The organism is Delftia sp. UME58 (genome assembly GCF_014170385.1).
In the GTDB taxonomy this organism is placed as follows: domain Bacteria; phylum Pseudomonadota; class Gammaproteobacteria; order Burkholderiales; family Burkholderiaceae_C; genus Comamonas; species Comamonas acidovorans.
Genome location: NZ_LZZV01000098.1, coordinates 173,518 through 186,612, shown reverse-complemented (window position 1 = coordinate 186,612; position 13,095 = coordinate 173,518). Strand labels below are relative to the sequence as shown.

Annotated in this window: 12 protein-coding genes and 1 pseudogene; 5 read left to right on the top strand and 8 right to left on the bottom strand. The window is 66.0% G+C overall.

Features of this window, described 5'->3' with window-relative positions; all coding sequences use genetic code 11:
- Positions 1-126 precede the first annotated feature (126 nt).
- Complete coding sequence (gene lplT / locus A9976_RS25380) at positions 127-1,428, top strand: lysophospholipid transporter LplT (protein WP_183021283.1); 1,302 nt, start codon at positions 127-129, stop codon at positions 1,426-1,428.
- 213 nt (positions 1,429-1,641) lie between these two features.
- Positions 1,642-2,541 carry a DMT family transporter gene (locus tag A9976_RS25375; protein WP_183021282.1) on the top strand — a complete coding sequence of 300 codons (900 nt, stop codon included), beginning with the start codon at positions 1,642-1,644 and terminating at the stop codon, positions 2,539-2,541.
- 27 nt (positions 2,542-2,568) lie between these two features.
- On the opposite strand, the gene A9976_RS25370 is transcribed toward A9976_RS25375, so the two are convergent.
- From A9976_RS25370 to A9976_RS25335, 8 genes are all read right to left on the bottom strand, one after another.
- Positions 2,569-3,087: an AmiS/UreI family transporter gene (locus A9976_RS25370; protein WP_013800183.1), complete on the bottom strand. Its 519-nt coding sequence runs from the start codon at positions 3,085-3,087 to the stop codon at positions 2,569-2,571.
- 281 nt (positions 3,088-3,368) lie between these two features.
- Positions 3,369-4,235, bottom strand: a complete 867-nt coding sequence (locus A9976_RS25365) for a ProQ/FinO family protein (protein ID WP_183021281.1) — start codon at positions 4,233-4,235, stop codon at positions 3,369-3,371.
- Positions 4,236-4,319: 84 nt separating this feature from the next.
- A complete protein-coding gene (gene glcF / locus A9976_RS25360) occupies positions 4,320-5,570 on the bottom strand; it encodes a glycolate oxidase subunit GlcF (protein ID WP_183021280.1) in 1,251 nt (416 codons plus the stop codon).
- 61 nt (positions 5,571-5,631) lie between these two features.
- Positions 5,632-6,414 (bottom strand): YoaK family protein, encoded by a 783-nt coding sequence (locus A9976_RS25355; protein WP_016448596.1) that lies wholly within the window; start codon positions 6,412-6,414, stop codon positions 5,632-5,634.
- A gap of 25 nt (positions 6,415-6,439) precedes the next feature.
- Positions 6,440-7,594, bottom strand: a complete 1,155-nt coding sequence (gene glcE, locus A9976_RS25350; protein ID WP_183021279.1) for a glycolate oxidase subunit GlcE — start codon at positions 7,592-7,594, stop codon at positions 6,440-6,442.
- Between the two features lie 193 nt (positions 7,595-7,787).
- Complete coding sequence (gene amt / locus A9976_RS25345) at positions 7,788-9,161, bottom strand: ammonium transporter (RefSeq protein WP_183021278.1); 1,374 nt, start codon at positions 9,159-9,161, stop codon at positions 7,788-7,790.
- 31 nt (positions 9,162-9,192) lie between these two features.
- Positions 9,193-9,531, bottom strand: coding sequence for a P-II family nitrogen regulator (locus tag A9976_RS25340; protein WP_012202241.1), 339 nt, complete (start codon positions 9,529-9,531; stop codon positions 9,193-9,195).
- Positions 9,532-9,554: 23 nt separating this feature from the next.
- Positions 9,555-10,286 carry a TorF family putative porin gene (locus A9976_RS25335; RefSeq protein WP_183021277.1) on the bottom strand — a complete coding sequence of 244 codons (732 nt, stop codon included), beginning with the start codon at positions 10,284-10,286 and terminating at the stop codon, positions 9,555-9,557.
- 463 nt (positions 10,287-10,749) lie between these two features.
- Between A9976_RS25335 and A9976_RS25330 the strand changes: the two are divergent.
- The 3 genes and pseudogenes from A9976_RS25330 to A9976_RS31215 form a co-directional block, all read left to right on the top strand.
- A pseudogene (locus A9976_RS25330) lies at positions 10,750-11,670 on the top strand (type VI secretion system Vgr family protein); the annotation flags it as partial.
- A gap of 4 nt (positions 11,671-11,674) precedes the next feature.
- Entirely contained in the window at positions 11,675-12,244 is a 570-nt protein-coding gene (locus tag A9976_RS31500; protein WP_310889411.1) for a PAAR-like domain-containing protein, read from the top strand.
- 9 nt (positions 12,245-12,253) lie between these two features.
- A complete protein-coding gene (locus tag A9976_RS31215) occupies positions 12,254-13,078 on the top strand; it encodes a hypothetical protein (RefSeq protein ID WP_220808853.1) in 825 nt (274 codons plus the stop codon).
- Positions 13,079-13,095: the final 17 nt, after the last annotated feature.

Here is a 13,095-nt window from a genome sequence, read left to right as displayed (position 1 = left end):
CTCAGTCAGAAGCTTGGGATTCTGGCACTGCCGGCCGAAGGCCGCGTGATATAACCGCCAGTCACTTGCCACGGGGTCCTTATTTAACCGGTCAGCAGCCCTGCAGCTGGCCCCATCTGCCTATCCATGAAGCGCGGTTTCTACACCATCATGTCAGCGCAGTTCTTCAGCTCGCTGGCAGACAACGCCCTGTTCGTGACCGCCGTGGAACTGCTGCGCACCAATGGCGCCCCCGAGTGGCAGCGCGCCGCCCTGGTGCCCATGTTTGCGCTGTTCTACGTGATCCTGGCCCCCTTCGTCGGCGCCTTTGCCGACGCCCTGCCCAAGGGGCGGGTGATGTTCATCAGCAATGCGATCAAGATCGTGGGCTGCCTGATGATGCTGTTCGGCAACCACCCGCTGCTGGCCTACGCCGTGGTGGGCCTGGGCGCTGCCGCGTACTCGCCGGCCAAGTACGGCATCCTCACCGAGTTGCTGCCCGCCTCCCAGCTGGTCAAGGCCAATGGCTGGATCGAGGGGCTGACCATCACCTCCATCATCCTGGGCGTGCTCGTGGGCGGGCAGTTGCTGAGCCCGGGCATCTCGGCCCATCTGCTGGACTTTGACCTGCCCCTGCTGGACACGGGCGTGGACACGGCCGCCGAAGCGGCGATCGCCGTGCTGGTCGGCGTCTATGCACTGGCCGCCTGGTTCAACCTGCGCATTCCGCTGACCGACACCGTCCTGCGCCCGCTGCGCCAGGACCCCAGCAAGAGCCTGCTGGCCAATACCCTGGCCCTGCTGCCCGACTTCTGGACCTGCAGCCAGCGGCTGTGGGGGGACAAGCTGGGCCAGATCTCGCTGTCCACGACCACGCTGTTCTGGGGCGTATCGGGCAACCTGCGCTACATCGTGCTGGCCTGGGGCGCAGCGGCCCTGGGCTACGGCACCTCCCAGGCATCGGCCCTGGTGGGCGTGGTGGCCATCGGCACGGCGGCGGGGGCCATCCTCGCGTCCATGCGCATGCGGCTGGACAACGCCACGCGCGTGATTCCGCTGGGCATCACCATGGGCCTGCTGGTGATCGCCATGATCTTCATCAAGAGCGTGTGGGTGGCCATTCCCTTCCTGATCCTGCTGGGCGGACTGGGCGGCTTCCTGGTCGTGCCCATGAATGCGCTGCTGCAGCACCGCGGCCACAACCTCATGGGCGCGGGCCGCTCGATTGCCGTGCAGAACTTCAACGAGCAGGCCTGTATCCTGGCGCTGGGCGCCTTCTATGCGCTGTCCACCAAGTTCGGGCTGTCGGCTTTCGGCGCCATCACGGTGTTCGGTCTGGTGGTGGCCGGCATCATGTGGCTGATCGGCCGCTGGCACGTCAGCAATGTGCGCAACCATCCCGAGGAAGTCGAGCGCCTGCTGGCGATTGCTCGCAAGGATTGTCATTGAGACTGCCCCCTGAGGCGTTTCGCGCCTTCCCCCAGGGGGGGCGACACCCTCGCGGCGGGGCGGCGCGGCCGGCTCGGGCCCTGGCTCGGTGTCTCTCGCTTTGGGCCGTGCCAGTTTCATAGGGCGCTATCGATTGATAGGCCTGGTCCAAATGGTCTTCTCGTATTGTGTTCGGTGCGGGCTTTGCCTGGCCGGGCGCTTTTTCGTGGTTTTATGCATAGCCCCCTGCCCGTTCTCGCCCTGCTGTTCAACACCCTGGTCTGGGGCCTGGCCTGGTGGCCGTTCCGCGCCATGCACGATGCCGGCCTGCATCCGCTGTGGGCCACGGCGCTGATGTATGCCCTGGTGCTGGCAGGGCTGGTGGCGCTGCGCCCGGCCAGCCTGCGCCAGGCGCTGCAGTACCCGGCGCTGATCCTGCTGGGCGCCTGCGCGGGCAGCAACAACATCGCCTTCAACTGGGCCGTGACCATCGGCGATGTAGTGCGCGTGGTGCTGCTGTTCTATCTGATGCCGGCGTGGTCCGTGCTGCTGGCCTGGAAGATCCTGGGCGAGCGGCCCACGCCGGCCGCGCTGACGCGGCTGCTGCTGGCCTTTGGCGGGGTGGCGCTGGTGCTGGTGCCCGAGGGCACATTCAGCGGCGGCTCGCCCGGGCTGCTGCGCGGTCTGTCGCTGGCCGATGGCCTGGCACTGTTTGGCGGCTTCACCTTTGCACTGACCAATGTGCTGCTGCGCCGCCTGCAGGCCGTGCCGGCGCAGGCGCGCATGCTGGCCATGTTCAGCGGCTGCATGGCCATGGGGCTGGCCAGCGCCTTCGCGGGCAGCAGCGTGGGGCTGGTGCCACCCATGCCTGCGCCGCAGGCCGGCTGGATGCTGATTGCCGTCGGACTGGCCGTGCTGCTGATGCTGGGCAACTGGGCGCTGCAGTTCGGCGCCGCGCGCCTGCCCGCCGGCGTGACCGCCGTGGTCATGCTGGCCGAGGTGGTGTTCGCCAGCGCCTCCTCGGTGTTGATTGCAGGCGAGGTGCTGACGCCGCGCACGCTGCTGGGCGGCGCCTGCATCATCGCGGCCGCGCTGCTGTCTGCACTGGCGCATGCACGGCGGCGTGGGGCTTGACGCCCTTCCCGTACTCACGCTGCGCAATCAGCCCGTGAGCTGCCCCGCCAGCAGCAGATAGCCCGGCAGCCAGCCCGTGAGCACGCCCTGCGCAATGCACAGCGCGCCCGTCACGCGGCCGATGTTGCGGCCCAGGGCCAGCAGCACGAAGAACATGGCCCACAGCACGGCCCAGGCCGCCCAGTTGGCCGCCATCCACCAGTCGATGGCGGTGCGCGCGCCCAGCAGGGTGTCGATGGCCACGGGCACGGCCGTGATGGCCACGAACAGGCTGAACCAGCCCAGACCCCGGCCATCGGCGCCCGTGAAGCGGTTGATGGCCACCCACAGGTAGGTGAAGGCGAACAGCAGGGTCAGCGCGCCGGTCTTGACCGAAGCCGCATCGGGCTCGGGCCCGAAGGCGGAGGCCAGGCCGATGATCAGCGAGACCAGGCCCGCGAACACGTTGATGACCCAGATCTCCCGGTCGGCAATGCGCCCCAGCATCCACAGGCCGTTCAGGCACAGCACGGCGCCCACGTAGAACAACGACAAACCCAGCCACATCGCAAGTCTCCTTTTGCTTTTTGCTTTGAAGTGCCTTGCGCGCCGTGTTCATTTCCCGGAACGAGCGCGCACGGCAAGGCGCCGCCGCCCCGTGGCCGGGTGCGGCGGCGTCCGTGAAACAGTTCATCCCCGGGCCCGCCCCTGGTGGGCATCTGCGTGCTGGCGGAAGGGTCCGCTGCAGAGATGCCGCCTGTGATCCAGGGCAGGTGCACCGGCGCGGCCCTTGCCGGGCACGCGGCGGTGGAGTGTGCCGGTAGGCGGTGCTGCCGGTCTTTGGTGCCTCAGGCCGCCTGCGTCTGCAGGCGGCGGCGGGCGCGTTCCAGCTGCTGCGCCACCTGGCGCGGGTTCATGCCGTACATGTCGGCAAAGCCGGCTTCGGTGGTCTGGCCGCTGGCCTCGAAGGCGCGCAGCAGCGCCTCGTCGCGTGCGGTGCGCGCATCGGCCTCGGCCAGTGCCTCGGCCACCAGGGTGTTGGTGGCCTCGTCACGGCCTTGCACGCGCGCCGCGTAGTCGTCGCGCGACAGGCCCGATGCCTCGTAGGCCGCGATGATGCGGTTGCGCAGCTTGGGCGCCAGGTCCTCGGGCGAGCGGTGCTGGCGGCGACGGAAGACTTCGATCAGCGCATGGTGCACATGCTCGGGCGCCATGGCCTCGACCGACTGGCCCTGCAGGTCATGCCGGGCCTGGCCGCTGGCCACCACGGTGAGGTAGCGGCTCGAGCGCGTGTGCTGGGACAGGGCCAGCTTGAGCTGGTCGCGGTCAATGGCTTCAGGATGGGCGGCCAGAAGGTCTTCGAAGATGCCGCGCTTGAGCGGCAGCGGCTGCTCGCCGAACAGGTTCGGATGCCATTCGGCCAGTTGCGCCAGCAGCGGGTGCTGGGTGCGCACGGGCCTGGAAGCGTTTGCCTCTGCGCTGGCGGCCGTGCCGGATGCGGCGTCGGCGGCAGGCCCGGTGGCCTTGCCCTTGTTGCGGCCACGTCCGCCACGGCGCGAGCGCTTGCGGCCCTGGCCATCGGCGCTGGCTGCAGCCTGCGGCTCGGTGCCGGCAGCGGCGTCCGCCGGCAGCGCGGCGCTCTGTTCTTGCGGTTCAGACACGGATTCAGTCATGGCGGAGCACGTGGGCTTGGAGAAAACGAAACCCCGCATCATGCCAGCATTGCAAAGGCTTGCGCGGGCATAGGCCCCACGGCGTCGCGCTGGAGGCACAGATGCGCAGTTGGCATGCGGGCGGACTCAGGCCAGCAGGGCCTCGTCCAGCACCTCGATCCAGTGGCGCACGGGCAGGTCCGTGCCGTTTTGCAGGTGGACGATGCAGCCCATGTTGGCCGAGAGGATGGCGGCGGGCCGCCGGGCATCGAAGCCTTCGGTCAGCGCACCGATCTTGCGGTCGCGCAACTGGTGCGAGAGTTCGGGTTGCAGCACCGAGTAGGTTCCCGCCGAGCCGCAGCACAGGTGCGACTCGGTGCGCGCCACGCGCAGCTCGAAGCCCAGCCTGGCCAGATGGGTTTCCACGCCGCCGCGCAGCTTTTGCCCGTGCTGCAGCGTGCAGGGCGGGTGGTAGGCCATGGGTGCGGCCGGCGCGCGCACCCTGCCCTGCAGGCGCTCGGCCAGCTCGGGCAGAAGCTCAGGCAGCAGCTCGCTCAGGTCGCGCGTGAGGGCGCTGATGCGGGCTGCCTTGTCCGCGTACTGCGTATCGTCCTTGAGCAGATGGCCGTATTCCTTGACGGTGACGCCGCAGCCCGAGGCATTCATGACAATGGCCTCCACCGTGCCGCTGTCCACCTGCGGCCACCAGGCGTCGATATTGGCGCGCATCTGCGCCTTGCCGCCTTCCTGGTCGTTGAGGTGGAATTTCACGGCGCCACAGCAACCGGCCTTGGGCGCGACCACGGTCTGTATGCCGGCCGCATCCAGCACGCGCGCGGTGGCGAAGTTGATGCGCGGCATCATGGCCGGCTGCACGCAACCGGCCAGCAGCAGCACCTTGCGCGCATGCTCGCGCACGGGCCAGGCGCCCGCATCCTGGGGCTGGGGCACTTTCTCGGCCAGGACTTCGGGCAGCAGGCCGCGCACGGCCTGGCCCAGCTTCAGGGCCGGGGCGAACAGCGGCGAGTCCAGCCCCTCCTTGAGCGCCCAGCGCTTGGCGCGCTCGCCGAAGGGGCGCGGCACCTGTTCCTCGACGATCTTGCGGCCTATGTCCACCAGGTGGCCGTACTGCACGCCGCTGGGGCAGGTGCTTTCGCAGTTGCGGCAGGTCAGGCAGCGGTCCAGGTGCTGCTGGGTGGCGCGCGTGGGCGTCTCGCCCTCCAGCACCTGCTTGATCAGGTAGATGCGGCCACGCGGCCCGTCCAGTTCATCGCCCAGCAATTGGTAGGTCGGGCAGGTGGCCGTGCAAAAGCCGCAGTGCACGCACTTGCGCAGAATGGCTTCGGCCTCCTGGCCCTCGGGCGTGGCGCGGTACTGGGGTGCGAGTTGGGTCTGCATGGTGGGGCTCTTGTTGTATGGGTATCGAGAAACGGTCAGGCACGGCAGCCGGACACGGCGGTCATGCGCGAGGCGCGGCTCGCCGGCCCAGCAGCAGCGGCAGCCGCGCACGGTCGGCCCACAGCGGCGGCAGGGACAGCAGGCACAGCACCACGGCCAGCGGCACGACGAACACAAAGCCCAGGTGCCGGAAACCCAGCGCACCCGCAATGCCGCCCAGCAGGAACATGGACAGCAGCCCTGCGAACAACCGCAGCCGCACATGGTTGGCGTGGACGCGATGCTCGGGCGGGCTGCCATGGCGGTTCCAGTAGAGGGCTCGCCCCAGCTCCATGCCCAGGTCGGTGATCACGCCCGTCATGTGCGTGGTGCGGATCTGCGAGGACGACATCTTGGTCACCGTGGCGTTCTGCAATCCCATGATGAAGGACAGCAGCAGCACGGCCAGCGGCACGGCAAACGGCGTGGGCCAGGCCAGCATGGCCGCGCCCAGCAGGCCGAAGAGCAGCATCAGCGCGGCTTCCAGCAGCAGCGGCAGCGCATAGCTGCTGCGCAGCCGGTGGTGGCGCGCCCAGTTGACCAGCAGCGATGTCGCGGCCGCGCCGCACAGAAAGGCCAGCAGCGCGCCGCAGGCACTGAGCACCAGCGCCGTATTGCCCAGCACGAGGTTGTCGGCCAGCAGCGAGACAAATCCCGTCATGTGCGAGGTATAGGAGTGCACCAGCAAAAAGCCGCCCGCATTCACCGCCCCCGCGTTAAAGGCCAGCAGCAGGCCCAGTGTGCGGTTGCTGGCCACCGTGCGGTGCCGGTCCGTGAGCAGGTGCAGGTGGTGGCGCATGCGCATGGGCGGAGCCAGGCGTTGGCCCGGCCTACCAGGCGGCGGCCAGCCGGCCGCGGTTGAAGATGCCCGCAGGATCGAAGGCCCGCTTGAGCCGCGCATGCAGCGCGGCCGTGGCATCGGCCGCCTGGGCCTCGAAATCGGGCTCGGCGCCGGGCTGGCCTGCGGCCTCGGAGCGGAACACGGTGGCCGATCCGCCCGCTGCTTTTGCCAGCGCGCGCAGCACATTGCCCAGCGCACGCGGCGCCTGTACCCAGCGCAGTGCGCCGTGCCATTCGATCAGCGGCCCCGTGCAGCCGTCTGGCAGCGCCAGGGCCGGAGCCGTCTGCGGCACGGACAGGCGCCAAAGCGCATGGCCCGGTGCGCGTGCAGAGAACCAGGGCAGCTGCTGCTCGCGGCAGGCCTGCCAGTCGGCAGCGGCATGCACATGGTCCATGCGCTGCACACGCTCGCCACCCAGGCGCTCGCAGGCCGCCTGCACGGCGGCACGCGCGCCGCGCAGGCGCAGGTACAGCACGCCCTGGGCTGCGCCCTCTTCCTGCAGCCAGCAACTGGCATTGAGCGGCAGCGGCTGCCCGCCCCAGGCATTGAGCCAGTCCAGCGCCTTCTGCTGGCTGCACGCGAAGCGCAGCGTGGCCTCGGCTGGCGCCACGGGCAGCACCTTGAGGCTGATTTCGGTGATCAGGCCCAGCGTGCCCCAGGAGCCCGCCATCAGCCGCGAGACGTCGTAACCCGCCACGTTCTTCATGACCTGCCCGCCGTAGCGCAGCAGCTCGCCCTGGCCGTTGATCATCTCCAGCCCCAGCACGAAGTCGCGCACGGCCCCCACGCTGGCGCGCGCCGGCCCGGACAGGCCGCAGGCCACCATGCCGCCCACGGTGGCATTGCGGCTGTCTCCATCGAAATGCGGAGGCTCGAAGGCCAGGCACTGGCCCTGTGCTGCGAGCAGGGCCTCGACCTCGGCCAGCGGCGTGCCGGCACGCACGGTCACGACCAGCTCGCTGGGCTCATAGCTGACCACGCCGGCCAGCGCCCGCGTGTCCAGCAGTTCGCCCTGCAGGGCCAGGCCGTGAAAATCCTTGGTGCCGCCGCCGCGTATGCGCAGCGGCGTGGCGTCGGCCGCCGCGGTGCGCACGCGCTCGGCGATCTGGATGAGTTGGCTTTGGGCTGAATCCATGGCCTGCATGGTAGCGGCTGGACCCTTTTTCGCCTCGGTGCACACCCGTGAATTTTTTGAACGCTGCGCTTGAAGTTCTGCGGGCGGTGCAAAACAGCAGGGACGAAAAGGCAAAGGCGCCATCTCTGCAGCGGCTCCAAAGCAAAAAAGGCCCCGGTGCAAGCACCGAGGCCAATCCGCAATGGAAATCCCTGGAAACCGGTCAGCGGTAGTACGCCACCTCGCCGTGCGTGGTGATGTCCAGGCCCTGGCGTTCGGACTCTTCGCTGACGCGCAGGCCGACGACCAGGTCGCAGATCTTGTAGGAGATGCCAGCCACCACGCCGGACCAGACGATGGTCAGCAGCACGCTCTTGACCTGGACCCACACTTGATGGCCCATGTTGAAGTCTGCGGGCTCGATGCCGCCCAGGCTGGAGGCGCAGAACACGCCGGTCAGGATGGCACCCAGGATGCCGCCTACGCCGTGCACGCCGAACACGTCGCAGACGTCATCGACCTTGAGCAGCTTCTTGAGGCCGGACACACCCCACAGGCAGACGGGACCGGCGATCAGGCCCATGACGATGGCACCCATGGGGCCGACGAAGCCGGCCGCCGGGGTGATGACCACCAGGCCGCCCACGGCGCCCGAGGCGGCACCCAGCATGGAGGCCTTGCCCTTGTGCAGGGCTTCGGCGGCCAGCCAGGAGATGGTGGCGGCGCCCGTGGCGACGATGGTGTTGATGAAGGCCAGGCCGGCAATGCCGTTGGCGGCACCTGCCGAGCCGGCATTGAAGCCGAACCAGCCCACCCACAGCAGCGAGGCACCGACCATGGTCAGCGTCAGGCTGTGCGGGGGCAGTGCTTCGCGGCCGAAGCCGATGCGCTTGCCCAGCATGTAGGAGCCCACCAGGCCGGCGATACCGGCGTTGATGTGCACCACGGTGCCGCCGGCGAAGTCCAGCGCGCCGTCCTTGCCCAGCAGGCCACCACCCCAGACCATGTGGGCCATGGGGATGTAGCTGAAGGTGAACCACAGCACCGAGAACAGGATCACGGCCGAGAACTTGATGCGCTCGGCGAAGGCGCCGACGATCAGGGCCACGGTGATGGCGGCGAACGTGGACTGGAAGGCCACGAACACGTACTCGGGAATGGTCGGCAGCGCGCCGGCCAGCGTGTCGGGCGCGATGCCCTTGAGGAAGATCTTGCCGAAGCCGCCGAAGAAGTTGCCTTCGCCCGCAAAGGTCAGCGAGTAGCCGTACACGGCCCACAGCAGCGTGATCAGCGAGAAGATCACGAACACTTGGCAGAGCACGGACAGCATGTTCTTCGTGCGCACCAGGCCGCCGTAGAACAGTGCCAGGCCCGGGATCACCATCAGGATCACCAGCATGGTCGAGGTCAGCATCCAGGCCGTGTCACCGGCGCTGAGTGCGGAGGCCGGTGCCTCGGCTGCGGCCGCGGCGGCGGGAGCTGCTGCAGCGGCCGCATCGGCAACGGCTGCAGCGGCGGCGGGCTCCTGTGCCAGGGCAGCGGCGCCTGCGGCCAGCAGGCCCAGCCCCAGGCCCATGGAAAGAAGTCGTTTGGTCATGGCAGTCTTTCGGGAAACGAGGGGTTGAAACTCACAGTGCGCTGTCGCCGGTCTCGCCGGTACGGATGCGGACGGCCTGCTCGATGGGCAGCACGAAGATCTTGCCGTCACCGATCTTGCCGGTGCGCGCAGCGGCCTCGATGGCATCGATCACCTGGTCCACCAGTGCATCGGGCACGGCGGCCTCCAGGCGCAGCTTGGGCAGGAAATCGACCACGTATTCCGCGCCGCGATACAGCTCGGTATGGCCCTTTTGTCGGCCGAAGCCCTTGACTTCGGTCACGGTGATGCCCTGCACGCCGATGTCGGAGAGCGCCTCGCGCACCTCGTCCAGCTTGAAGGGCTTGATGATGGCGGTCACCAGTTTCATGATGCTTTGCTCCTCAGGTCCGGTTACAGGGTCTTGGTCAGCGTCACGATCAGGCGCGCCTTGTTGACGTCGCCAAAGTACGACTTCTTGTTCGCACCCGTCACGGCCGCGCCCAGCGACACGCCGTCGCCGAAATCGTAGGCACCGCCCACGCTGTAGTCCATGTAGTTGGGCACGCCCAAGCCCTTGATGTCGCTGGCAAAGCGGGTGAAGCCCAGCGATGCCTTGACCGTCACCTTGGGCATCACTTCCTGGGTGAAGCCCAGCCACAGGTAGCCGGTGTTGCGACCCGACAGTCCCGAGCCGGCCTTCTCGCCGGCCCAGCCGAAGTAGTCCTTGGACACGGTGTGCGAGTACTTGGCCGTGAACGGTCCATAGGTGGCCGCGCCATACAGCTCGGTGGTGTTGCCACTGGAATTGCCCGAGTACAGGTACTGCAGCGCGCCGAAGTCCAGGTCCACCTCGCCGGCCTTGAACTTGTAGCCGCCGTAGAAATCGGTTTCCAGCGAATTGCGGGGGAGCCAGTCCACGCTGGAGTTCCAGTTGCCGATGTACCAGCCGCTGTCACCGAAGGTGTAGTCGAAACCGCCCTGCAGGGCCGGCTTGACGGCCTTGTTGCGTCCCGAATCCTGGTCCTGGCCACGGAACTTGTAGTTCGTGGTCAGCGACACATTGGCCGTGAGCTGGGCATGGGCCCAGAGCGGAGCGATGGCGACACAGGCGATGGCGAGCGACTTGAGGCTGGCACGGGACATGGGATCCTCCGGTTTGAAAAATTTCGTGACAACCGGGTTAAGCACGGACCGTGCCAGTCCCTTGATGTCGGGGCGTGCGCCTTTTCGGCTCCCAATGCGGCACTGCAACACACAACGATGCACCGGCTTTGTGCAAAAAATGTGCACCGATGCAGCGATAGCGGGCACTCACATGGCGCATCACTGAAAATGCACCAAAACAGTGCAAATGCATGCGAACCAAGTCCTGCTATCGCGGGTAGGCCAGCCTCGGCTCATGATCAGATGGATCCGGATTGCCAGCTTTTGGAGCAAGCTCTATTGAATAGCTTTCCATTCAAATACAGGCCTGTATCCAAGATAGGCAATTGCTTACATTTACAGGATGCATCTGGCCCTGCATTTGATTGCCCTATGGCCATCGGCTTGTCCATGATCCCCGCTCACCAAGAGCAGGGAGGCCGCCCCCAGGGCTGCGCGCACTATGACACGCCGAGTCACCATACACACGCCATTGGGCGAGCAGCTGCATTTCCGTGAATTGCGCGGCCAGGAAAACATCAGCCAGCTCTTCAGCCTCGATGTGGAAATGCTCAGCGAAAGCGAAAGCATCGATCCCAAGGCCCTATTGGGCAAAAACGCCACCATAGAAATAGAAACCCAGGGCGGCGGCAGGCGCTTCATCGACGGCATCGTCACCCGCTTTGGCATGCAGGGCCAGGACCACCGCCACTACGCCTACAAGGCGCGCCTGAGCCCCTGGCTGTGGCTGGCCACGCGCAAGAGCGACTTTCGCATCTTCCAGAACCAGACCGTGCCCGACATCATCGAGCAGGTATTGGGCGTCTATGGCCATCCCCTGCAAAAGAAACTCACGCGTGCGTATCGCAGCTGGGATTACTGCGTTCAATACAACGAAAGCGATTGCGACTTTGTCTCGCGATTGATGGAGCACGAAGGCATTTACTACTTCTTCGAGCATGCCTCGGGCCAGCACACCCTGGTGCTGTGCGACGACATCATTGCTTCGCACAGCGTATTGCCCGGGGGCGCCTCCATTCCCTTTTATCCCCCGGAAAAAGCCGCCGCAGGCGATCAGGAAAACATCCACGCCTGGCAGCTGGAGCAGGAAATCAAACCGGGCCGCCATTACAGCGACGACTACGACTTCAAGAAACCCCGGGCCGACCTCACCCACCTGCGGCGCGACCCACCGGGCCACGCCCATGACGGCCACGAAATCTACGAATGGCCGGGCGGCTACACCCAGCTGAGCGACGGCGAGGACTACATCCGCGTGCGCCTGAAGGAAAGCCTCACGGGCCAAAGCCGGGTGCGGGGCCATTCCTGCCACCGGGCGCTGGCCACGGGCTACACATTCAGCCTCTACAACTACCCGCGCGGGCGACGTGCTGCTGCACAAGATCGCCACCGACTTCCTGATCAGCGGAGCGGCACGGCCCGTATCAGCTGGGGCCAGTAGCTGGGCAGCAGAAGTCACCATCAAGAGCCATAGCGCAACCCGCAAGCAAACCATGTTTCTGCATGGCGAGCGGCATTGGCAGTGGAGCATGCTCAAAGGCTGGCACCTGAGTGCACGGCCAAAGCGGCCCCGCGCAAATAAAAGGGCATCCATGGCTGACAAACACATAGCCAATCGCGAGTCCCAATGGGTTGCCATCAACAGCGAGCCCGACTGGTGCGAAGTGGGAGACGACGTCATCCCCTTCGACATCAGCCGTACGCTCGACCACGAACTGGCTCTCTACGCCAAGACAGTCTTTGCCAGGGGGGAGCCGATACTGATGCTGGACAGCATCGTTCAAGGCGTGGAGGGCGATGCTGGCAGCGGCGTGAGCTCCAGTGTTTCCGAAGGCGCGGGACATGTCTGGGTGAAGGAAGGCAGCCCCACGGTGTTTGCGGAAGGGCGTCCCGTCTCGCGGCATCTGGACCGGGTGTTCATGAACTGCAAGCGGTGAGGGGCGGACATGGACAAAGAAAAGCCCTCCGAACAGGTTTTGGCATCACCAACCCTGAATCCCAACTCAGGCAAGCCCACAGCCAGCCCGCACGAGACAACCGCAGTGAGCCTGACCCCGAATGTGACCAACGCGCGGGTCTATACGCGGTACGTGCCTGGCACCTCGGCAAGGATCAGGGTTGCTGGAGATGAAGTTGCCGCGCTGCTTCAAAAGCCCAAAGGGCATGTGAGTAAAGAAGAAATCACGGGACAGTTGGAAAAGCTGTCGCGCATGGATGCAGGAGGCGAGCCCCTACAAGGAGCGGAGTTCCTGAACAGGCAGAGTCTGTTCATGGCGGTTTTGACTCGGGGCGTGTCCGAAGGGTTGCTCACGCCGCAGGAAGTGACTTCGTATCGCGTGTTCAATCAGGCGGCCGTTGGGGCTATGGCGATGAGTGGAGGTGGGGCGCGAACTGGCGCAGTCGGCCTTGGCAAGGCGCAACAATTGCCAGCCACAACATCTCGTCATATCCCTCGCTCAGGGATTGTAGTGATGCGTCGCTCCAAGTGGAGTGTTCCAGAAAATGTAAGAGATAGAATCCCAAAATCATGGGGCGATAGCAAGCCTAACAAGAAAGGTGTTGGGGAGCGTTGGCAGGATCCAAATGATAAAGGCAATGGGGTGAAAGTGGATCAAGGAAATCCAATGAACTCGCAACCGGTGCAGCAAGTAGATCATGTGCTAGTCAGGAGCGGGGGAAAGGTTATAGGTCGGGATGGGAATCCGATAGCTGGATCAATCGAAAGTAATTTTGAAAAAGCGCATATACCATTGACTGACTATGTAAAGTAGAAAAAATGGAACCCTCC